This is a genomic window from Streptomyces flavotricini (assembly GCF_020639365.1).
Classification (GTDB): domain Bacteria; phylum Actinomycetota; class Actinomycetes; order Streptomycetales; family Streptomycetaceae; genus Streptomyces; species Streptomyces flavotricini.
This window is the reverse complement of sequence record NZ_JAINUL010000001.1, coordinates 938,366-959,876: the sequence shown is the minus strand read 5'-3', so window position 1 is coordinate 959,876 and position 21,511 is coordinate 938,366. Positions and strand designations below refer to the sequence as shown.

Genomic DNA, 21,511 nt, shown 5'->3' with positions numbered 1-21,511 from the left:
GCAGCCTGGCGATGGCCCCCACCGGACGTGACGGAGGAAGAAGGGCGATGTCATGAAGGCACTCGTCAAGGGCGGCGCGCCCGGGGTGACCCCGGTCCGCGTGCTGGGCCACGAGGCCGTCAAGGCCGTGGTGGAGACCGGCGGCGACGTCCACACCGTCCGGCCCGGGGACCGGGTCCTCCTCTCCTGCATCTCTTCGTGCGGCCGGGCGACACGTCGTGGTGGTCGGAGCGGGCCCGATCGGCCTTGCGGCCGGCAGCCGCCCGTGCACTCGGCGTGGACACAACCGCCGGCGCGACCGAGGAACCGGAGAGGACGTGATGGTCGTGAGCAGGAACAAGTCCGGACCCGCCTCCACCGAGGTGCCCACCGGTCGTACCGACCTGGGGCGCCGGATCGCAGCGCGCCGCCAGGAGCTCGGCCTCACCCGTGAGCAGGTGGGCAAGCGCTGCGGGGCCGACGCCGCGTACGTCGGCTACCTGGAAGAACACGCTGCGGCCCCCGCCATCGGCTCCCTCGCCCGCATCGCCGACGCTCTGGGAACGACCGTGGCGGAACTGACCGGCGCGACCACCGAGTATCCCCCCGGGCGGGGCACCGCTCTGCGGGACGCGGAACTCATCACGCTCACCAACGCCGAGTGCCGACGTTTGCTGTCGACCCACGGCGTCGGCAGAGTCGCGGTCTTCACTCCCGAGGGACCTGCGATCTTCCCCGTGAACTACGTGGTGGCCGGCAATGAGATCGCGTTCCGCACGTCCGAAGAAGCGGTCCTCGCGAGGGCCGCAGGGACGGAGGTGGCCTTCGAGGTCGACCACATCGACGACGCCATGAAACAAGGCTGGAGCGTCATGGCCGTGGGCGAGGCCGAGGGCGTCACCGATGCGGCGGGCAAGCAGCGTCTCGACGCGGTTGCGCGCTCGATGCCCTGGGCCGGGAGCGAGCGCACCCACTGGATGAAGATCACACCGATCCGGATCACCGGACGCCGCGTGGTGGACCCGTGAGCGCACGCCGCGCGGTCATCTTCGACACCGACGGGGTGGAAATGCTGCGGACCCGCCCCGCCGAGCCCTTCGATGACGTCAGCCCCGCGCTCAGCAGGCTCAGGAAACAGACCGTGCGATGCCCGGCCGTCGTCGAAGACGCGCCCGCCGGGATGGAAGCAGGGCGTCGCGGTCGCTTCGGCCTGGTCGTGGGCGTCAGTCGGACCCGTGCCCCTGACGCCGAAGTGCGATTGCGTGCTCATGGCACGGATGTGCTGTTTCCCGGCCTCACCGCCGTGGTGGGGAGAGCGTGCGGAGAAGTGCCGTGAACACCTCGTGGACCTGGGCTTTCAACGACTACGACCCGAAGAAGGAGCGTCTGGTCGAAGCCCTGTGCGCACTCGGCAACGGCAGGTTCGCCACCCGGGGAGCCGCACCCGAGGTCAGTGCCGACGCCATCCACTACCCCGGAACGTATGCGGCCGGCTGCTACAACCGGCTCTCCTCAGAAGTCGCGGGCAAGAGCGTTGCCAACGAGGATCTGGTCAACCTGCCCGACTGGCTCCGCCTGCGCTACCGGTGCGTGCCGGAAGACGGGCCGACGGGGGCCTGGCTCACTCCCGACGACCCGAGCCTGCGGCACCACAAGACCTCGCTCGACCTCCGCGGCGGCGTCCTCACCCGCCGGATGCTCTTCCAGGACGGCCACGGCCGACGACTCGGCGTCACCCACACCCGACTGGTCCACATGGGCGATCCGTACCTCGCCGCCCAGCGGACCACCTTCCGCGCGTACGGCTGGAGCGGGACGATCGAGGCCGAGGCCATCCTCGACGGCAACGTCACCAACGCGGGCGTCGAGCGCTACCGGGACCTGGACGGGCACCACCTCACCGGCCACCGCGCCGGAGTCGGCGCGGACGGTGTCGCCTGGCTGTCCTGCCGGACCAGTGCCTCCCGGATCGGCATCGGTGTCGCCGTCAGGACGGTGTCCAGGCCCATCGTCGCGGTGGCCACGAGCTGCACACAGACCACCACGACCCAGACGTTCAGGCTGCCGATCTCCCGCAACCGTTCCGCAACCGTCATCAAGTGCGCAGCCCTGTACACATCCATGGACCGCCCACAGGGCGACCCCCTCTCACGCGCCGTTGAGGCGGCGTCACACGCAGCCGCGTTCGAGGTGCTGCTCGCCTCCCATCGTGCTGCCTGGAAACGCCTCTGGAGCCAGGGCGAAGTGAACGTACCCGGCGAGGCGGGACGCATCCTTCGGCTCCACCTCTTCCACGTCCTCCAAACACTCTCCCCGCACACCGCGGAGATGGACGTCGGTGTGCCCGCCCGAGGACTGCACGGCGAGGCGTACCGCGGCCACGTCTTCTGGGACGAGCTGTTCGTCCTGCCCTACCTCACGCTGCACTTCCCGGAAGTGGCACGCGCCCTGCTCATGTACCGCCACCGTCGGCTGCCCGCAGCCCGTACCGCCGCGCAGCGGTGCGGTCATCGCGGTGCGATGTTCCCCTGGCAGAGCGGTAGTTCGGGCGTCGAGGAGACGCAGACACTCCACCTCAATCCCAGGTCGGGCCGGTGGCTGCGCGACCACTCGCACCTGCAGCGCCACGTCGGGTCGGCCATCGCGTGGAACGTGTGGCGCTACGGTCAGACGACCGGGGACACCGGTTTCATCGAAGGCCCCGGGGCGGAACTGCTGCTCGACATCGCCCGCTACTGGGGCTCCGTGACCATCTTCGACGCCGACCGTGAGCGCTACCGGATCCGCGGCGTGGTGGGCCCGGACGAGTACCACGACGCCTACCCCGAGGCGCCGGGGCCCGGGATCGACGACAACGCGTACACGAACGTGACCGCGGCCTGGACCCTGGCGCGGGCACGTGAGCTGCTCGACAGGCTGCCTGAAGCGCGCCGGAGAGAGCTGGTCGAGCAACTGGGCCCCGACGAGGCGACGTTGGACCGCTGGGAGGACATCTCCCGTCGGATGTACGTGCCGTTCCACGCCGGTGTCATCAGCCAGTTCGAAGGTTACGGAAGCCTGGCCGAACTGGACTGGCACGCCTACCGGGCCCGCTACGGCGACATCCGCCGGCTCGACCGCATCCTGGAAGCCGAAGGAGACACGGTCAACCGCTATCAGGCCTCGAAACAGGCCGACACCCTCATGCTCGGCTACCTCTTCCGCCCCGCGGAGCTCCGGGCCCTCTTCGGCCGTCTCGGCTACGGGCTCGATGACGACGTTTGGCGCGCGACGGCCACGTACTACCTGAACCGCACCAGCCACGGGTCGACTCTCAGCAGCTTGGTGCACGGGTGGGTCCTCGCCTGCCAGCAGGGCGCGGACGCCTGGCGGTACTGCGAGGAGGCCCTGCTCAGTGACGTGGCGGATATTCAGGGCGGAACCACCGGTGAAGGCGTCCACCTCGGCGCCATGGCCGGCACCCTCGACCTCATCGAGCGGGGTATCGCAGGGCTCGAAGCGGGCCCGGGGGGACTCCTCATCGACCCCGTCCCGTTCCGGGAGGTCCCCCGCTCCTCGTTCACCTTCTGTTATCTCGGGAACCGAGGCGTCCGTGTCCAGCTCCTTCCCGGCAGGCTGGGCATCAGTGTGCCCGCCTCCTCGCTGGCATCGCCGCTGCCGGTGTGCCTGGCCGGCGCACGGCTTGCGGCCGTTGCCGCGGGGGAGGAGCGATGGTTCCGACTGACCGGGGACTGACCCCGGGCGGCCCCGATGAGGTTCACCGGTCCGATGGAGGGCAGCGCGCCGCGCGCCGGACGGTCACGAGCCCGAGAATGGAGTCAGCCCTCAGCTGCTTCCGGAGGTGCATGGTGTGAATGCCGTACACGGACAACAACCCCAGATGGCGGTCCCTGACCTCTCTGCCAAGCCGGATCGGCTCTTCGACAGGGAGGAAGAATGGGCGACTCTGATCGCCTTCTCCAGCGATCCGCATGCGGGAACGAGGCTGGGCGCGGTCGTGGGCCGGCCGCGCCAGGGCAAGACGCTGCTGCTGGAGTCGGTGGCGAAGGTCACGGGCGGGTTCTACTTCTGTGGTCAGGAAGCCACCGAAGCCGAGTCCCTGCGCAGACTGGGCGAGGAGTACGCGCGATATCGGCAGGTCGCACCACCCAGTCACTGGCGTGATTGGAAGGAAGCCATCGACGCTCTTCTCGCACTGGGTGACGCGCGGGCACTGCCCGTCATCATCGACTCGTTTCCCGACCTCGTCGCGGCGAGCCCGGCTCTGACATCCACCATTCACGGCGCCCTTCGCCGCGTTGAGCGCTCTGCGCAGGTCAACCGCGCGCGCCTGATCCTGGGAGGTTCGACCGCACCGGTCATGAACCGGCTGTTCGCGCCCGCTTCTTCGCTGGAGGCCGTGTCCGGTCTGAAGCTCGACCTTCAGCCTCTGGACTTTCGCAAGGCAGCGCAGTTGTGGGGCATCGACGACCCGGAGTTGGCCTTCCGCGTGTACGCCGTTGTCGGCGGAACACCGGCCTACCGGCATGACTACGTGGGCGGGGACGTCCCCGTCGACCGGAATGACTTCGATGCCTGGGTCTGCCGAACCGTCCTGAATCCACGCATGCCGCTGTTCCGTGAAGCCCGCCACCTCGTCGATGAGGAGACCGGGCACCAGAGCCCCGGGGCGTGCCACTCCGTGCTCGCCGCCCTGGCCGCGGGCTGCGCGACCCAGGGGGAGATCGCAGCCTTCCTCGGGCAGCAGCTCTCCGATGCCTCTCGTGCCCTCGCCGTTCTCCGGGAGAACGGCCTACTTCGGTTGGAGCACGACGGACTGCGGCCGGCCGTCGTACGTCACCGGCCGACCGACCAGCTCCTGGCATTCGAGCACGCCGTGGCGCGCCCGCGCAGGACCGCGCTGGAACAAGGCTCCGCCGAAGCGGTGTGGGAAGACGCGCGAACCGATTTCAACTCCCTTGTCGCGGCTCCCCAGTTCGCTCAGACATGCAGGGACTGGGTGGTCCACTTCGCCTCCCCGGATTCCTTCGGCGCCGACCACCTGAGTGCGTCGTACGGCTCGCTCGGCGACCCTTCGTCGACGAGCGGGCACGAGGCCGAGGTCGTGGTCCGCGAACGGGACGGACACAAGACCGGTGCCCTCCTGTCGGTGGGAATCGCGCGATGGCACACAGGCATGGACATCCACCATCTGCAACGACTGCACGACGTCCTCGACACACTCGCAGCCCAGGAGGAAGACGTCAGCAGAGTCCGCCCGGCCCTTTACAGCGCGTCGGGGTTCAGCCCCGAGCTGCACGCGGCCGAGGCGCGTGACGAGGTCATGCTCATCGACCTGGAGCGCCTGTACCGGGGCGCGTAGCGAGGGCCCTTTCGAGGCGCCCGCGTACTTCGGCGGTCAGCGCCTCCAGCTGCGCGGAAGCGGCCGGGACGGGTGCCTCGGGGTCCTGAATGCGGCGCGCGGTCGCCGGTAGCCCGGCGAGATCCGCCTCGAACCGTGCTCGGGCGGCGGCGAGCGAATCGGGCGGCCCCGTCCGTCGGCCGCCCCGCATCGCGGTGCGCAGCAGAGGCGTCGCGCCGGTCGGTGGCTCTTCGTCGTGCAGGCCGATCACATCCATGCACCCGGGTCGGCGGAACACCTGCTTGGGAGCCGGCGCGGTGACCTTCGCGGCCGACAGCTTCATCACCGGCCTCCCGTCGTATTCGACCAGCTTGTACGCCGCGTCCAGGTACGGGGCGTCGGCCGCCACGCCCACGCGGGTCCCGACCGCGAAGACATCGATCGGCGCTTGGTCGCCGAGGAGCGCGGCGATGGCGTATTCGTCCAGGCCGCCGCTCGCGATGATCCGTACGTCCTCCAGCCCGGCCGCGTCGAGCAGGGCTCGTGACCGGTGGGCGAGTGCGCCCAGGTCGCCGCTGTCGAGACGGATCGCGCAGCCCGGGCCGCGGCGCAGGTCGGCCAGGACACGGGCGGCGGTCGCGACGCCACCCTCCGTGTCGTACGTGTCCACGAGGAACGTGAGCGGGCCGGGGTGGGCGCGGGCGAACGCGCGGAAGGCATCCTCTTCGCAGGCGAAGGTCTCGACGTACGAGTGCGCCATCGTGCCGGACGCGGGGATACCGAGCTGGGTGGCGGCAGCCACGTTGCTGGTGCCGGAGAACCCCACCAGAGCACCCAGCCGGGCGGCCTGCAGCCCGGCCCCGGGGCCGTGGTTGCGGCGCAGCGAGAAGTCCACCAGGGACCGTCCTCGCGCGGCGATCACGCATCGGGCCGCCTTGGACGCGACCGCGGTCTGGTGGCACACCTGCGTGAGCAGATACGTCTCGACGAGCTGGGCCTGCGGCAGCGGGGCGCTGACCTCCATGAGGGGCTCGCCGGCGAATACGAGCCGGCCCTCGGGGATTGCCCGGACGTCCCCGTCGAAGCGGAGGTCCAGCAGGGCGGCCAGCTCCTCAGGAGGCCTGTGCAGCGAGTGGGCGAAGTCCCGCACGTCATCCGCCGTGACGCGGAACCGGGAGAGGTAGTCCAGCGCCGGCTCCAGGCCCGCGGCGACGAGGAAACCCCGGCCGGGCGGCAGATCCCGGACGAACAGGCTGAAGGTGGCCGGGGCGCGCATACCTTCGCGCAGGTATGACATCGCCATCGTCACCTCGTAGAGGTCGGTGGTCGTCGTCTCGGACATGTCTCCAGCGTGGCCGCGCGCGGCCGTCGCGGCATGGGCCCTTTGGGCCCTCGATTGCCCCACGCGGCCCTGTCCGTGGCACGGCCCTGCGGGTTCGCTGTAAAGGGGTTCCATCCGCCTGGAGCAACCGCTCGGAGGTGTCTGGATGAACATCTTGATCTTGGCGGCACATCCGTCCGGCTCCTGGGGGCCGCGGCACGTCGTGCACGGCGGCGGGAGCGGACTCCGGGCCGCGTCCGTCGCAGCCGCCCCGCTCCGGGCGCATGGGCCGATCGGTCCCTGCCCCGCACGGACCATTCGGCCCCTCGGTCCTGACCCCCTCGGCACTGCGGCCCGGGAACGCGTGGCGTGATCGTGGAATCCGGACGCCGCTCAGGGCTCCCCTCCGGAAGAGGTGACGACGATGCAGCGCATTCGGATCCAGACCCGACCGAAGCAGCCTCACAAGCCCGCGCCGCCGGACCTGCGCAGCCCGTCCGGCCGTCCGCTGCCCTACTGAGCCCCACGAACACCGCACGTACGACGGAGGACGTCATGGCCACCACTCGACGCGTCATACCGTTCGCAGAACTCGGCCGGCAGGACGTCGGCCGTGTCGGAGGCAAGAACGCCTCCCTGGGAGAGATGACCGCCCACCTGGCGTCCGCCGGTGTGCGGGTGCCTCCCGGGTTCGCCACGACGGCCGACGCGTACGGAGAGCTGCTGGGCGACCACGGACTGCGCGGGCGGATCGAGGAGCAGCTCGGGCGACTGCACGAGGGGGCGGCGCTGGACGAGGTGGGGGCGGCGATCCGGTCGTTGATCCTGGCCGAGCCGCTGCCTGCCGAGCTGCGCACGGAGATCGTCTCGGCGTACGAGCAGCTCGCCCGTGACCAGGGCCGGGAGGAACCTGAGGTCGCCGTACGCAGTAGCGCCACGGCCGAGGACCTTCCCGAGGCGAGCTTCGCGGGGCAGCAGGAGACGTACCTGAACGTCCGGGGGCCCGCCCAGCTGCTGGAGTCCTGCCACCGCTGCTACGCGTCGCTCTTCACCGACAGGGCGATCGACTACCGGGAGCGGATGGGCTTCGACCATCTCTCCGTCGCGCTCTCCGTCGGCGTCCAGGTGATGGTCCGGTCTGACCTGGCAGGTGCGGGCGTGATGTTCACCCTCGACCCGGAGAGCGGCTTTCCCGAGGTCATCGTCGTGAGTGCGGCCTGGGGGCTGGGGGAGACCGTCGTCAGCGGCCAGGTCGATCCCGACGAGTACACCGTGTTCAAGCCGAGCATGAAGGACCCGTCTCTGGACCCGGTGATCGGCGCACGGATCGGCGCGAAGCGGCAGAAGGCCGTCTACGCGGAGCATGGGCTGACCCGGACCGTCGACACCACCGGCGGGGAGCGTGCGCGGCGTGTGCTGACCGATGCGGAAGTCAGGCTCCTGGCCGACTGGGCCCGGACCGTCGAGGAGCACTACGGCTGCCCGATGGACCTGGAATGGGCCAAGGACGGACTCACCGGCGACCTGTGGATCGTGCAGGCCCGGCCCGAGACCGTGCAGTCCCGACGCCGCGCCTCCACGTTGCGCCGCTGCCGGCTGACCGCCACGCCGGGAGAGGCCCTGATCGAGGGCATAGCGGTCGGTGAGGCCATCGGCCGCGGCCCGGTCGTCGCCCTGGACTCGCCCGTCGACCTCGACCGGTTCCCGGCCGGCGGAGTGCTCGTCACCGGCATCACCGACCCGGACTGGGAACCGATCATGAAGCGGGCCTCCGCCATCGTCACCGACCACGGCGGCCGCACCTCGCACGCCGCCATCGTCAGCCGCGAACTCGGCGTCCCCGCCGTCGTCGGCACCGGCCGGGCCACCCAGGTTCTGCGCGACGGTCAGGACGTGACCGTCTCCTGCGCCGAAGGCGGACATGGCCGGGTCTACGCGGGCCTGCTCGATTACGAGGAGACCGAGACCGACCTCGCTGACCTGCCGGCCACCCGGACCCGGGTCATGCTGAACCTCGCCGATCCGTCCGCGGCCTTCCGCTGGTGGCGGCTGCCGGCGGACGGCGTGGGACTCGCCAGGCTGGAGTTCATCGTCGCGCACCAGGTCAAGGTCCACCCGATGGCGCTCCTGCACCCCGAACGACTGGATGACCAAGACCGCTGCGCGATCGACCAACTCACCGAGGGCTACCTCGACCGCGGCGAATACTTCGTCGACCGCCTCGCCTACGGAATGGCCCGCATCGCCGCCTCCCGGTGGCCCGCCCCTGTCGTCGTCCGCACCAGCGACTTCAAGACCAACGAGTACGCGCGCCTCCTGGGCGGGCGCCCCTTCGAACCCGTCGAAGCCAACCCGATGATCGGCTGGCGCGGCGCGAGCCGCTACTACAGCGACGGCTACAGGGAAGGCTTCGCCCTGGAATGCCGAGCACTGCGCCGGGTCCGTGACGAGATGGGCCTGACGAACGTGATCATCATGATCCCCTTCTGCCGCACCCTCGAAGAGGCGGACAAGGTCCTGGAGGCCATGGCCGAACAGGGCCTGCGCCGGGGTGAGAACGGGCTCAAGGTGTATGTCATGGCGGAGATCCCCGCCAACATCATCCTGGCCCAGGACTTCGCCGGACGCTTCGACGGCTTCTCCATCGGCAGCAACGACCTCACCCAGCTCACCCTGGGCGTCGACCGCGACTCCGAAGCGCTCGCCCACATCTTCGACGAGACCGACCCCGCCGTCACCCGCAGCATCCAGATCCTCGTCCCGCGCGCCCAGTCCGCGGGCGCCACGGTCGGCCTGTGCGGCCAGCGGCCCAGCGATGACCCCGCCTTCACCGAGTTTCTGGTGAAGACCGGCATCGATTCGATCTCCGTGGCCCCGGACAGCTTCGCCGCGGTCAAGCAACACGTGGCCGCCGCCGAACTGAAGCGATACGGCGCGGATCGAAGGGGCTCGTCCCAGCCCAGAAAGCCCCGAGTGGACCTGCCGTCCAGCGGATGAACACCGAGAACGACGGGAACGGAGAAACGCCATGACCTCGAAGCGGGTACTCGTCGCCTACGGCACCAAGCACGGAGCGACCGCCGGCATCGCCGAGCAGATCGGTGTGACCCTCCGCGCGGACGGCCTCGACGCCGTCGTGCTCCCCGCCGACGACGTGGACGATGTACGCAGCTACGACGCTGTGGTAATCGGAGGAGCCCTGTACGCAGGGCACTGGAGCCGCAAGGCCAAGCGCTGCGCCGAACGCAACGCCGCCTATCTGAAGCACCGTCCGGTCTGGCTGTTCAGCAGCGGTCCGGTCGACAGCTCCGCCGAACGGCACGACATCCCGCCGGTGCGGGCGGTCGCGCAGCAGATGGAGAGCCTGGGTGCACGTGAACACGTCACCTTCGGCGGCAGCATCACGGCGCACACTCCGGGTCTGATCGCCAAGGCGCTGGTCCGGCACGGCAAGGGCGGTGACTTCCGCAATCCCGAGCGGATCCAGAGCTGGGCTCACCACATCAGCGCCGAGCTCGCCGCCCTCAACTGAGCGACCGGCAAGGCGACAGCGCGGAGGCACGACATGTTCGAGGCTCACACCGAAGTCCGCGCCACTCGTGCGGAGGCCCTGCACCTGCATCAGGTGTCGGCGAAGACGGTGGGTGAGGCCGACCGCGCCCTCCCCGCGGGAGTCGACGACGCCCAGGTGGCGACGGCGCAGGCCGCCTGGCAGTATCCCGCCTCCCAGCGGCACACCGACACGGTCATGGTCCCGCCCGGCACAGCCGTGGGCGGGACGGTCACGGTCTGGGTCGATGACGCCGGAAGGAAGGCGCCGGCTCCTCGCCCCTACGGCGAACTCGCCTCCACCGCCGTTGCCGCCGGGGCGCCGGCCTTCGGGGTACTTGTTCCCTCCGCCGGGGGAGTCGTCCGGCTCAGGCTCCGCCGCGTCGAAGCGCGCAGCCTCGCCGGGAACCGGAAGCCGGGAGCTGAAGATGACTGAGGCCACCACTCATCCGCCCGTCGATCAGGAACCGCTCCTGAGCCCGGACCCGCTGGAGCCTCTGCCACTGCTGCGCCGCGAACTCCATACCGGCTCGAGCGGCCTCTCCGCTCGGGAAGCGGGCCGACGCCTCGCCGTCTACGGTCCGAACGAAGTCCGCCGCAAGGCCCGTACCTCCCTGGGGCGTGAACTCGTTCGGCAGCTGGTCCATCCCTTGGCCCTGCTGCTGTGGGCGGCCGCCGCGCTGGCGTTCGTTGCCGGCATCCCCGTGCTCGGGTGGGCCATCATCGCCGTGGTTCTCGTGAATGCGGCGTTCGCGCTCCTCCAGGAACGGCAGGCCGAACAGGCGGTGGAGACTCTGGCGGAGTACCTGCCCGAGCATGCGCTGGTGATCCGCGATGGGCGATCCTCGGCGGTGGAGGCGAAAGAACTGGTGCCGGGCGATCTGGTCGTTCTCGAAGAGGGCGCCAAGGTTCCCGCCGACGCGCGGCTGACCGAGGGAGGCATCGAGGTCGACCTGTCGATGCTGACGGGGGAGTCCACACCCGCCGAACGCATCGTCGGCCCCGGACTCGTCGGGGCACCGCTGCTGCAGGAACCCAACCTCGTGTTCAGCGGCACGGTCTGTACCGGGGGCCAGGCCCAGGCGATCGTGTTCGCCACCGGAGACCACACGGAACTCGGCCGCATCGCCGCACTGAGCCAGCGCACCCGCCGCGACCCCAGCCCCCTGGAACGGCAGGTCAAGAAGGTCGCCTGGCTCATCGCCGCCGTAGCGGTCGTTATGGGCGGTGTGTTCCTGGTGGCCGGGGTCGCCGTGGGCCTGCCGCTGACGGACACCCTCATGTTCGCGATCGGGCTCCTCGTCGCCAACGTCCCCGAGGGCCTGCTGCCTACAATCACCCTCGCGCTCGCCGTCGGCGTACGCGTCCTCGCCCGCCAAGGCGCGGTGATCAAGCGCCTCAGCGCCGTCGAGACCCTCGGCTCCACCAACGTCATCTGCACCGACAAGACCGGAACCCTCACCCAGAACCGCATGCGACTCCAAGCCGTGTGGACGCCGGAACACGGAAGGGAGCCAGGCCCCTGGGACGGGGAGCTGATGCGCACCAGCGCGCTGTGCACCACGGTTACCCGCGGCGAGGAAGGTGAACTTCACGGCGACCCGACGGAGATGGCCCTGGTCGAAGGCGCCGCTGCCCGCGCCGCTCCCATCGACCTCGACGGCCGTGACACCGGGCGTCGAGCCCTCTTCCGCTTCGACCCCCGGCTGCGTCTCATGTCCGTCGTCCAAGCCGATGCCGGGCAGGGGCTGCGCGTCATCGTCAAGGGCGCGCCGGAGACGGTGTTGCAAACCCTGGAAGGCAGTTCGCAGTCCGCGGCCGCCGCGGCGGAGGAACTCGCCCACGAAGGCATGCGCGTCCTGGCCGTCGCCGTCGGAGCACTGCCGTCCGGCGCCGAGGTACCGACCCGTCGCCAGGACGCGGAGACCGGGCTCCGCCTGCTCGGGCTCGTCGGCCTGTACGACCCGCCACGTCCCGAAGTCGCGGCCGCCGTCCGGCGCTGCCACGAGGCAGGGCTCCGCGTGCACATCGTCACCGGCGACAATGGCGCCACCGCCGCGGCCGTCGCCCGCGAAGTCGGCATCGGCCTACCTCGTCTGCAGGTGGTGGCACAGTCCGAATCGGTCGGCGACCACGAACTCGACGCGCTCCTCGCATCGGCGGACGCCGAAGTCGTCTTCGCCCGCTCCTCACCCGAGACCAAGCTGAAGGTGGCCGACGCCCTGCGCGCCCACGGGCAGATCGTCGCCATGACCGGTGACGGGGTCAATGACGCCCCCGCCCTGCACCGGGCCCACATCGGCGTGGCGATGGGACTCTCCGGCACGGACGTGGCCCGCGAGGCGTCGACCATGGTGCTGACCGATGACAACTTCGCCACCATCGTCACCGCGATCGAATCGGGCCGCCGCGTCTACGACAACGTCCGCAAGTTCATCGTCTACATCTTCGCCCACCTCACCCCCGAGGTCGTCCCCTTCCTGGTCTTCGCGCTGTCGGCCGGCACGGTCCCGCTCCCTCTGACCGTCCTGCAGATCCTCGCGATCGACCTCGGCACTGAGACCCTCCCCGCCCTGGCCCTCGGCCGCGAACGAGCTGAGCCGGGCACCATGAGCCGCCCGCCCCGCCCGAGTTCGCAGGGAGTCATCTCCCGCGAGATGCTCATCCGCAGCTGGGGCTACCTCGGCAGCGTCTCCGCCGTCCTGGTCATGGGAGCGTTCTTCTACGTACTGTGGCGCGCGGGCTGGCAACCAGGCGACCCCACCGGCACGGGCAGCCCCCTCCACCACGCGTACATCACCGCAACCACGGCCACGTTCGCCGGCATCGTCACCTGCCAGGTCGGCACCGCCTTCGCCGCCCGCACCGACCATGCGGCCCTGCGCGACATCGGCCTGTTCACCAACCCCCTGCTCCTGGCCGGCATCGCCTTCGAGCTCGCCTTCACAGCAGCCCTCGTATTTGCGCCCCCCCTGCAAGGCCTGTTCGGTACCGCCGCCCTGCCGCTGGACGTCGTCGCCCTCATCGCGACCTTCCCCGTCCTCGTCTGGGGCACCGACGAACTGCGGCGCTGGGTCCGGCGCACTCACCACCTCACGAAGCCCTGACACCTTGACCGGAGGCCCGCCATGTCACACACCGCTGAATGGAAGGTCCGTCTCTACCTCTTCGAGGCGGACCAGACGACGAAGGCCCGCCTCGAACTGGACACCGGCACGAACAAGCTCACCGGCCACGGCACCGCCCGCTGCGCACCCCAGGACAAGGACGTGCCGGAAATCGGCGACGAACTCGCCGTAGCACGGGCCATGGAGAACCTGGCCAAGCAGCTGAAGCGAACGGCCTATGGAGACATGCAGGCCGTCGGGGCGGCGTCGCACGAGGAATCCCCGAAGCCGTATTCGGGCTGGTTGGACATGGAGGCGTCTTAAGGACGACGCCGAACACCGACGGGCAAGCGAAGGCGGGTAGTTCCCCGAGTTCCCATAGCGGGCCTGCCCCGGGGGAGCGGGGCCCAGGCGTGGACGCCCGGGAGGCCGGTCCGGCACGGGCGGGGCCGGGCCGGAGCGCCTGATGTTGCGTCAGCCCGTGATTCCGGGTACGACCAGGCCGGTTTCGTACGCGATCACCACCGCGTGGGTCCGGTTCTGCGCCTGCCTGCTCCGGTACGGCACGCGCGAGGGTGCGAACACCTCACCCCGCCGCCGAGTACCGGGCCTCTTTTGGTGACTCATCGGACGTCGAGGACTTCGGCTACGGGGCGCCGGGGCGTTGCAGGCCCCTGGGGGCCGTAGCCGAGCCGGATGACCATCTGGACGCGGCTCATCGCGGCGCCCGGGTCGCGCACCGTCCAGCGGAGTTCGGGCCACTCGAGCGGCTGCGAGGTCATGGAGGTGACCAGGCCGTCGGCAGTGGCCTGGAGCAGGACCCGCTCCAGGGCCTGTCCTGCGCGCAGCCAGTCCTCGGGCCCGTCCCCGGAGGTGCCCAGCAGCGCGATCTGGGGTCGCCGTTCGAAGGCGGCCCACCCCCGGCCGGGTACGCGCTGGGAGCGGCCGAAGTCGCGTACGGCGCCGCCCCGGCCGGACTGCTTGGGTCCGAAGGCGTAGGCCGGGATGCCGTCGGGTCGGACCTGCCCTTCCGGCGTTCCGGAATGTGTCCACGCCACCGTCTCCGCCCGCACGCCGGGATCCATCTCTTCGCGGTGCTCGGAGTCGTGGATCAGGCCCAGGACGGTCTCGGTGTGCCAGGCTGCCGGCACGGCCAGACGGCAGCCCTCCAGGAGAGCGGCGGCCCGCAGACCGTCCAGCAGGGCGGGCGGTACCTCCTCCTCCCTGAACGGGAAACGGCTGGAGTGACGTCGCCGCACGGCCGGGTGCAGGGCGGCAAGAGCCCGCTCGGTGTCCTTCTCGTCTGCTTTCCGGAGACTCACCGTGGCCAGGAGCCACGGGGAGCCGTCGTCGGGCAGCATCCGTACGACAGGCTCCCAGCCCGCCCAGGTGGCGGACACCCGCAGGTTGAACAACGCGGCGGCGCAGCCCAGGTGGAGGGCGCGGTGGTCCGGGTCGGCGTGGGGCATCGCCCGGCCGGGGTCGCCGTGGAGTTCGATGACTCCGGTGTCCGGCCGGAAGACGAATCTCCAGGGCTGGGCGTTGTGCATGGACGGCGCCATCACGGCGTCCTCGATGAGGGGGAGCACGTGTGATACGTCCGGGAGAGTTGTGGTCATGGGACTTTCCTGCCTGGGTGGTGGACCTCACTCGTGGGCGACCACGGCAACCGGCGCTGCCGCATGGTGCATCACGGCATGTGCGATCGGGCCGATGTGGGTGCCGTAGGCGGAGTGGCGGATACGCCTGCCGACGATGACGAGGGCGGCGCCGGTGGCGGCGTCGAGGATCTGGATCGCTGCCTGACCGATGATCACGCGCGGTTCGACGGCCACCGAAGGGAACTTCTCCTGCCACGGGCTCAGGATTTCGTCCATCGCCATGCCGATGCCGTGAGCCATCTCCGACTGCACCCCGGGGTCGAGGATCGGCGCATAGCTGAGGATCGGCGGCGGAGACCACCCGTGCACGACGATGAGCGGACAGGCGCGGTGGGCCGCTTCTTCGAATGCGAAGGCGAGGAGTCTGTCGCAAGGGCGGTGGATGTCGATCCCGGCCACGACCGGCCCCCGGTCACGGTCACGGACGGCTCGGGTCCCCGTGTTGTCGGCTGACCGTACGAGCACGACCGGGCGCTCGGTCTCCGCGATGGTGGCGGCGCCCGTCGATCCGACGAGGAAGCCGGCGATGCTGCCGAGCCCGCGGGAGCCGAGTACGAGCATGTCGGAGTCTTTCGCGGCGGACGCCAGAGCCAAAGAGGGCAGGCCCCCCACCCGGCGCGTGGAGATCTCCAGTGAAGGATGCTCGCGCCGCAGCTCGTCGGCCCTGTCGCGGAGGATGCCTTCGGCCCAGTGGCGGCGTTCCTCGGTGGTCGCGACCGGCAGCGGCGGATTCTCCAGCCATTCCTCGGCGTGGACCAGATCCAGGGAAGCGCTCCGGAGCTCGGCCTCGTAGGCCGCCCAGCGGGCCGCCGCAGTACTTTCAGGGGAGCCGTCCAGGCCCACAGTCACTTGGCTCGTCATGAGGTGCGTCTCCTTCGATGAAGTGTCTCGGTGGCTGCGACCGTCGGCGTGCCCACCGAGCCGATGAGGAGCGTGGCCGGTGTGGTCAGGGGCGGAGGAGGAGCCGGATGATCCCTGGTGGGACCGACCGGCCCCGACTACGCCGGGGAAGTGTGCGAGGCGATGTAGTCCGCGCAGCCGTTCAACGTGTTCAGGCTGGGATAGTCCGCCTCCGGGAGAGGGAGGCCGGTGCGGCCGCTCAGCGCCTCGACGAGGTTGAGGAAGTCCAGCGAGTCCATCTCCAGGGTGTCCCGGAAGTTCTCCTCGGGCGACAGCGCGGTCGGGTCGGCGCCCGGGACCACATCCGCCAGAACTTCCTTGATCAATTCGAGAGCCGCGTCACGGTTCACAGGTCCTCCGGTCGCTGGAGCAGTCGCTCGATTGCAGTCAGGAAGCGGGCGCCGGTCGCACCGTCGCTCGCACGGTGGTCGGCGGAGAGCGTGGCCGTCACGGTCGGGTGGACCGTGAGCATTCCGTTCACGGCCACCGGCTGCTCGATGACACGTCCCAGTCCGACGAGCGCGACCTGGGGTGGGTAGATCACCCCGAAGACGGCCTCCACACCCTGGTCGCCGAGGTTGGTCACCGTGAGGGTCGGGTCGGTGGTCTCCGAAGCGCGCAGGCGTCCGCCACGCGCCCGAGAGACGAGGTCCCTGAGCGCCGCCATCAGCTCCGGCAACGGCATCGTGTCGGCGTCCGCCAGTGCGGGCGCCGTGAGGCCACCGCCGCGCAGGGACACTGCGATGCCGAGTCGTACTCCGTTCGCCGGGACGAACGCGTCGTCCTTCCAATGGCCGTTCAGTTCCGGGACCTGCCGGGCGGCCAGTGCCACGGCCTTCAGCAGCAAGGCGACCGGCACGAGCCGCTGCGCCACCGGCCTGCCGGTGTTCTGGTCGCGCATCCACGCCATGGCGGCGGCGAGGTCCACCTTCGTGGACAGGTAGTAGTGGGGGATTTCCCGTTTCGCCCGCGTCATCAGCGCTGCGATCGCCGCACGCGCGCCCGGAGCGGACTCGGCCGGCGATGCGAGCACCGGTTTCTCCACCGGCTCCCGCGGTTCCGCCTCACGAGGCAGATGATCCACAGCCGCAGCACGTACGTCGTCCGCCCTGATGGTGCCGTTGCGCCCCGTGCCCCGTAGGCCCCCCAGATCGACGCCCATCGACTGAGCCAGTCGGCGGGCGAGCGGAGACGCCCGCAGCCGGGGCGGCGGCTCGGTCGGTGCGTGTTCGACGTCGGATCGGGTGATCCGCCCTCCCCTGCCGGATCCGTGGACGGTGGACAGGTCGATGCCCTTCTCCTCGGCCAGGTGCCGCACGAGAGGGGTGGACACGGCCCTCTCGGTCCGCGTGAGGGGCCGACCGGGGACGGGCTGCAGGTCGGGAGGAGGAGCCGGGGCGGGTGTGACGGGCTGCTTGGCCGCAGGGCGGGCGGGCGGGGCGACGGCCGAGTCAATGGATGCCATCGGTGTGCCGACCGGCACGGTAGTGCCTGGTTCTACCAGGAGGGCGCTGATCGTCCCCGAGTCGAAGCACTCGACTTCGATCGTCGATTTGGCCGTCTCCACGACGGCGACGACATCCCCCTTCGTCACCGTCTCGCCCGGGGAGACCAGCCACTCGACCAGAGTGCCCTCTTCCATGTCCGCCCCGAGGGAGGGCATGGTGAATTCGGCCATGTCAGCTCACCGTCCGGCGGACCGCGTCCGCGATGGTCGCGACTTGGGGCAGTGCCGCCTCTTCGAGCTGCCGGGCATAGGGGATGGGTACCTCCGCGCTGCAGACGCGCTCCACCGGAGCATCGAGTTCGTAGAAGGCCTGCTCGGTGATGCGGGAGGAGATCTCCGCGGCCAGACTGCCGCTGCGCCATGCCTCGTCGATGATCACCGCCCGGTGCGTGCGGCAGACGGAGGCCATGATGGTGGCGTCGTCGAGGGGCCGCAGGGTACGCAGGTCGACGACCTCCGCACTGATGCCCTCCCCGGCGAGGACATCCGCCGCAGCCATGGCCTTGGGCAGCGAGCCTCCGTACGTGATGACGGAGACGTCCGTGCCTGGCCGGCGTACGGCGGCGGTGTCGAGGTCGACGGCTTCGATGGTGCCGTCCAGGACGCCCTCCGCGTTGTAGAGACTGCCGTGCTCGAAGATGAGTACCGGGTCCGGGTCGGCCAGAGCAGCCGCGAGCATGTGCCGCGCGTCGTCCACGGTCGCGGGGGCGAGCACCCGGATCCCGGGGATGTGGGCGTACCAGCCTTCGAGGCTGTGGGAGTGCTGGGCGCCGAGCTGCCGCCCGGCTCCGGTGGTCATGCGGATGACCACGGGGACGCCCAGCTGCCCGCCCGACATGTGCAGCAGGGTCGCCGCGTTGTTGAGGATCTGGTCCATCGCGAGAAGACTGAAGTTGACGGTCATGATCTCGACCACCGGTCTCATCCCGCCGAGCGCGGCTCCGATGCCCGCACCCACGAACCCCGACTCGGACAGAGGAGTGTCGCGGATCCGTTCGGGTCCGAACTCCTCGAGGAGTCCGAGACTGACCCCGAAGCAGCCGCCGTAATTCCCGACGTCCTCGCCCATGAGGAAGACTCGTTCGTCCTCGTGCATGGCCTCGCGAAGCCCTTCGCGCAGCGCCTCCCGGTACGTGGTCGGTGGCGGAGCCCCGGCGGATGACCTTCTCGTGCTCATGTGGTGCTCCCGGGTGCGCTCGTGACGAAGCGGAGCAGGTCCGCGACGGGCTCCATGGGCGCGTCCTCCGCCGATCGGACAGCCCGGTCGATCTCGCCCAGTACGCCCTTGTCGAGCTCCTCCATCGTCCGGTCGTCGAGCCGGCCGTCCGTACGCATCCGGTCGGCCAGCCCCTGGACGGGGTCGCGGCCCTTCCACGCCTCGATTTCGGACTTGGCCCGGTAGCGGTCCGGGTCGTACATGGAGTGGGCGCGGAACCGATACGTCTGTGCCTCGATGAAATGCGGTCCGTTGCCCGCTCGTACGGACTCCACCGCCCGCTGCGCGGCTGCTTCGACTGCGAGCACGTCCATGCCGTCGACCGTCCAGGCAGGCATGCCGTAGGACGCGGCGCGCATGGCGAGGTTGGTCTGCGCGTGCTCCCGGGCCAGGCTCGTCCCCATGGCGTACAGGTTGTTCTCGCAGACCAGCAGCAGGGGCAGCTGCCACAAGGCCGCGAGATTGGCCGTCTCGTGGAACTCGCCTTCCGCAAAAGCGCCGTCGCCGAAGAAGCAGCAGGTGACATGAGTGCTGCCGCGCATCCGGTCGGCGAGGGCGAGCCCCGCTGCCAAGGGCAGCCCGCCGGCCACGATGGCGTTGCCCCCGTAGAAGCGGCGGTCCGCGTCGAACAAGTGCATGGAACCGCCGCGCCCGCGGCTGCACCCCGTGGCCTTGCCGTACATCTCCGCCATCACGGCCTCGGCGGGAACTCCCCTGGCCAGTGCGTGCCCGTGCTCACGATAGGTGGACACCACGGCGTCCTCCTGGCCCAGCGCCTGGTTGACGCCTACGGCGACGGCTTCCTCGCCGATGTAGAGGTGAACGAAGCCGCGGATCTCCGTGCTGCTGTACAGCTCGACGCACCGCTCCTCGAAGCGGCGGATGGTGAGCATCTGCCGGAGCAGGGAGAGGTGATGGTCGGGTGAGGGAAGGCTGTCGGGAGCGCCGCGCGCGGCGGCGGAGCCTGCCTTCCCGCGTCCGCTCTTGCGTGCCGCCCGACGGGCTTTTCCCTCCGTCTGCGCGCTGGTGCTGCTCATCGTTCCGCCTTCTCTCGCGAGCGGGTCATCCGGGGTTCTCCAGCGTGGACAGGTCCCCTTCGGGCAACCCCAGTTCCCGGGCCCGCAGCAGTCGGCGCATCACCTTGCCGCTGCGGGTCTTGGGGAGGTTCTGATCGAACTCGATCTCTCTGGGGGCCACTGCGGGGCCCAGCCGCCGGCGCGCGAACGCCAGGAGTTCTCGCTTGAGGGGCGCGTCGGGGACGAGCCCAGGACGCAGGGAGACGAAGGCCTTGACGACGGCTCCGACGACCGGGTCGGGGCGGCCGATCACGCCGGCTTCCGCGACGGCGGGGTGTTCCATCAGCGCGCTTTCCACCTCGAACGGGCCGATGAGGTGCCCTGCCGACTTGATGACGTCATCGGCGCGGCCGACGAACCAGAACCAGCCGTCCTCGTCGCGCTTCGCGAGGTCGCCCGTGAGGTACCAGCCGTCCGCGAAGCACGCCGCGTAGCGTGCCTCCTCGTTCAGATAGCCCCGGAACATGGAGGGCCAGCCCGGACGGAGCGCCAGCTCTCCCTCGACACCCGCTTCGCCGATCACGCGCACGCGCCCGTCGGTGATCTCTGCGCGGCCGTCCTCGCCGCGTTGCAGCAGCGCGGCCTCGACTCCGGGCAGTGGGCGCCCCATGGAGCCCGGCCGGATGTCGCAGGAGGCAAAGTTGGCGATCATGATGGCGCCGGTCTCCGTCTGCCACCAGTTGTCATGAATGGGCAGACCGAGGACATCCTGCCCCCACAGCACGGCTTCGGGGTTCAGCGGCTCGCCCACGCTGGCGATGAACCGGAGGGCCGACAGATCGTACGGCCCCGGGAGCTCCCGGGCACCCTCCCTGGGCGTGGCGCGCATCAGCATGCGGACGGCCGTCGGGGCCGTGTACCAGACGGTGACTCGCTCGCTGTCCAGGATGCGGTACCACCGGTGTACATCGAAGTCACCCTCGTCCACCACGACCGTCGCGCCGTGAGTGAGCGGGGCGATGATCCCGTACGAGGTGCCCGTCACCCACCCGGGGTCCGCAGTGCACCAGTAGACGTCCTCCTGGCGAAGGTCGAGCGCGAAGGCCGCCGACGCGTGGTGGGCCACGACCGCCTCGTGCACGTGGACCGCGCCCTTGGGGGCACCGGTCGTGCCGCTCGTGAAATGCAGCAGCGCCATGTCCTCCGGATCGGTGGGCGGCACGGCGTACTCCTGCGGGGCATGCTCCATGAGCTCGGCGAAGGAAACGGTCCCCGGCGGTGGATCGGTGATCGGACCCACGAGCAGGACATGGTCCAGATGGGGCAGGTGGTGCCTGTTCTCCTCGACCTTGCGCCGGTACAGCGCCTCGGTGGTGACAAGGACCCGGGCATCGCCCAGCTCCAGCCGCTGGCGCACGGGCTCGGGGCCGAAGGCCGAGAAGAGCGGGCACAGCACGCGCGCGCTGCGCAATGTGCCAAGGACGGTCACATACAGTTCAGGGCAGCGGCCGAGGAGCGTGAAGACCCTCTCCTGCCGCCCCACGCCGAGGGTTGTGAGTGCGTTGGCGAAGCGGCCCGTGAGGCCGCCGAGCTCGCCGTATGTGAGGTGGGTGACGGTGTCGTCGGCCGCGATGCAGCGGAGGGCCTCCCGCCCGCCGTGACCTGCCACCAGGTGTCGGTCGACGGCCTCGTATCCGATGTTGAGCCCGTCTCCTCCGGGCAGTCCTGACAGCCGGGATCGAGCCTCGTCCCAGGTGAAGTCCGCGCGGGCACGCTCGTAGTCCTGGAGCACGAAGACGACGTCCGGCCTGGGCTCTTTGCGGATGATCAGGTGGTCCATGCCCGGGTCCTCGCCTCGCCTTGGAATCTTCAAGCAGACACCGTCACGCTTTGTGACGGCGGCAAACGCGGCTG

At 70.1% G+C, this 21,511-nt stretch carries 17 protein-coding genes and 1 pseudogene; 10 read left to right on the top strand and 8 right to left on the bottom strand.

Translation table 11 applies throughout. The features are described from left to right. Positions 1–61 precede the first annotated feature (61 nt). The 5 genes and pseudogenes from K7B10_RS04680 to K7B10_RS04660 form a co-directional block, all read left to right on the top strand. Positions 62–208, top strand: a pseudogene (locus K7B10_RS04680) (alcohol dehydrogenase catalytic domain-containing protein); the annotation flags it as partial. Between the two features lie 112 nt (positions 209–320). Continuing rightward, positions 321–1,007, top strand: a complete 687-nt coding sequence (locus tag K7B10_RS04675; RefSeq protein WP_372481371.1) for a helix-turn-helix domain-containing protein — start codon at positions 321–323, stop codon at positions 1,005–1,007. Then, a complete protein-coding gene (locus K7B10_RS41190) occupies positions 1,004–1,315 on the top strand; it encodes an HAD family hydrolase (RefSeq protein WP_308284510.1) in 312 nt (103 codons plus the stop codon). Before K7B10_RS04675 ends, K7B10_RS41190 begins: the two co-directional genes overlap by 4 nt. Next, positions 1,312–3,714: a glycoside hydrolase family 65 protein gene (locus K7B10_RS04665; RefSeq protein WP_229334664.1), complete on the top strand. Its 2,403-nt coding sequence runs from the start codon at positions 1,312–1,314 to the stop codon at positions 3,712–3,714. The genes K7B10_RS41190 and K7B10_RS04665 overlap by 4 nt, the downstream gene beginning before the upstream one ends. A gap of 115 nt (positions 3,715–3,829) precedes the next feature. Continuing rightward, on the top strand, positions 3,830–5,341 hold the full coding sequence (locus K7B10_RS04660) for an AAA family ATPase (protein WP_229334663.1): 1,512 nt from the start codon (positions 3,830–3,832) through the stop codon (positions 5,339–5,341). On the opposite strand, the gene K7B10_RS04655 is transcribed toward K7B10_RS04660, so the two are convergent. Then, positions 5,307–6,662, bottom strand: a complete 1,356-nt coding sequence (locus K7B10_RS04655; protein ID WP_229334662.1) for a nicotinate phosphoribosyltransferase — start codon at positions 6,660–6,662, stop codon at positions 5,307–5,309. The two genes, K7B10_RS04660 and K7B10_RS04655, sit on opposite strands and share 35 nt — an antisense overlap. A 534-nt stretch (positions 6,663–7,196) precedes the next feature. Here K7B10_RS04655 and ppsA point away from each other — a divergent pair. Genes ppsA through K7B10_RS04630 form a run of 5 tightly spaced genes read left to right on the top strand, consistent with a single transcriptional unit; the run spans position 7,197 to position 13,621 of the window. Further along, positions 7,197–9,638, top strand: coding sequence for a phosphoenolpyruvate synthase (gene ppsA / locus K7B10_RS04650; protein WP_229334661.1), 2,442 nt, complete (start codon positions 7,197–7,199; stop codon positions 9,636–9,638). Positions 9,639–9,669: 31 nt separating this feature from the next. Further along, complete coding sequence (locus K7B10_RS04645) at positions 9,670–10,173, top strand: flavodoxin domain-containing protein (protein ID WP_229334660.1); 504 nt, start codon at positions 9,670–9,672, stop codon at positions 10,171–10,173. A 33-nt stretch (positions 10,174–10,206) separates the two neighbouring features. Then, positions 10,207–10,626: a hypothetical protein gene (locus tag K7B10_RS04640; RefSeq protein WP_229334659.1), complete on the top strand. Its 420-nt coding sequence runs from the start codon at positions 10,207–10,209 to the stop codon at positions 10,624–10,626. After that, on the top strand, positions 10,619–13,297 hold the full coding sequence (locus tag K7B10_RS04635) for a cation-translocating P-type ATPase (RefSeq protein WP_229334658.1): 2,679 nt from the start codon (positions 10,619–10,621) through the stop codon (positions 13,295–13,297). The genes K7B10_RS04640 and K7B10_RS04635 overlap by 8 nt, the downstream gene beginning before the upstream one ends. Positions 13,298–13,318: 21 nt before the next feature. Continuing rightward, entirely contained in the window at positions 13,319–13,621 is a 303-nt protein-coding gene (locus K7B10_RS04630) for a DUF1876 domain-containing protein (protein WP_229334657.1), read from the top strand. A 299-nt stretch (positions 13,622–13,920) separates the two neighbouring features. Here the strand turns inward: K7B10_RS04630 and K7B10_RS04625 are convergent, their stop codons facing one another. The 7 genes from K7B10_RS04625 to acsA all read right to left on the bottom strand — a co-directional run bounded on the left by K7B10_RS04625 (position 13,921) and on the right by acsA (position 21,437). After that, positions 13,921–14,916, bottom strand: a complete 996-nt coding sequence (locus K7B10_RS04625) for an Acg family FMN-binding oxidoreductase (protein ID WP_229334656.1) — start codon at positions 14,914–14,916, stop codon at positions 13,921–13,923. A 27-nt stretch (positions 14,917–14,943) separates the two neighbouring features. Next, the gene (locus tag K7B10_RS04620) at positions 14,944–15,819 is read right to left on the bottom strand and encodes a universal stress protein (RefSeq protein ID WP_229334655.1); all 876 of its coding nucleotides are present in this window, start codon (positions 15,817–15,819) and stop codon (positions 14,944–14,946) included. Between the two features lie 137 nt (positions 15,820–15,956). Further along, complete coding sequence (locus K7B10_RS04615) at positions 15,957–16,208, bottom strand: acyl carrier protein (RefSeq protein WP_229334654.1); 252 nt, start codon at positions 16,206–16,208, stop codon at positions 15,957–15,959. Next, positions 16,205–17,536 (bottom strand): dihydrolipoamide acetyltransferase family protein, encoded by a 1,332-nt coding sequence (locus K7B10_RS04610; RefSeq protein WP_229334653.1) that lies wholly within the window; start codon positions 17,534–17,536, stop codon positions 16,205–16,207. The genes K7B10_RS04615 and K7B10_RS04610 overlap by 4 nt, the downstream gene beginning before the upstream one ends. A 1-nt stretch (position 17,537) precedes the next feature. Beyond that, on the bottom strand, positions 17,538–18,542 hold the full coding sequence (locus K7B10_RS04605; protein WP_229334652.1) for an alpha-ketoacid dehydrogenase subunit beta: 1,005 nt from the start codon (positions 18,540–18,542) through the stop codon (positions 17,538–17,540). After that, positions 18,539–19,618, bottom strand: a complete 1,080-nt coding sequence (gene pdhA, locus K7B10_RS04600) for a pyruvate dehydrogenase (acetyl-transferring) E1 component subunit alpha (RefSeq protein ID WP_372481370.1) — start codon at positions 19,616–19,618, stop codon at positions 18,539–18,541. The genes K7B10_RS04605 and pdhA overlap by 4 nt, the downstream gene beginning before the upstream one ends. Before the next feature lie 25 nt (positions 19,619–19,643). Next, positions 19,644–21,437 (bottom strand): acetate--CoA ligase, encoded by a 1,794-nt coding sequence (acsA, locus tag K7B10_RS04595; protein WP_229334651.1) that lies wholly within the window; start codon positions 21,435–21,437, stop codon positions 19,644–19,646. Positions 21,438–21,511 lie beyond the last annotated feature (74 nt).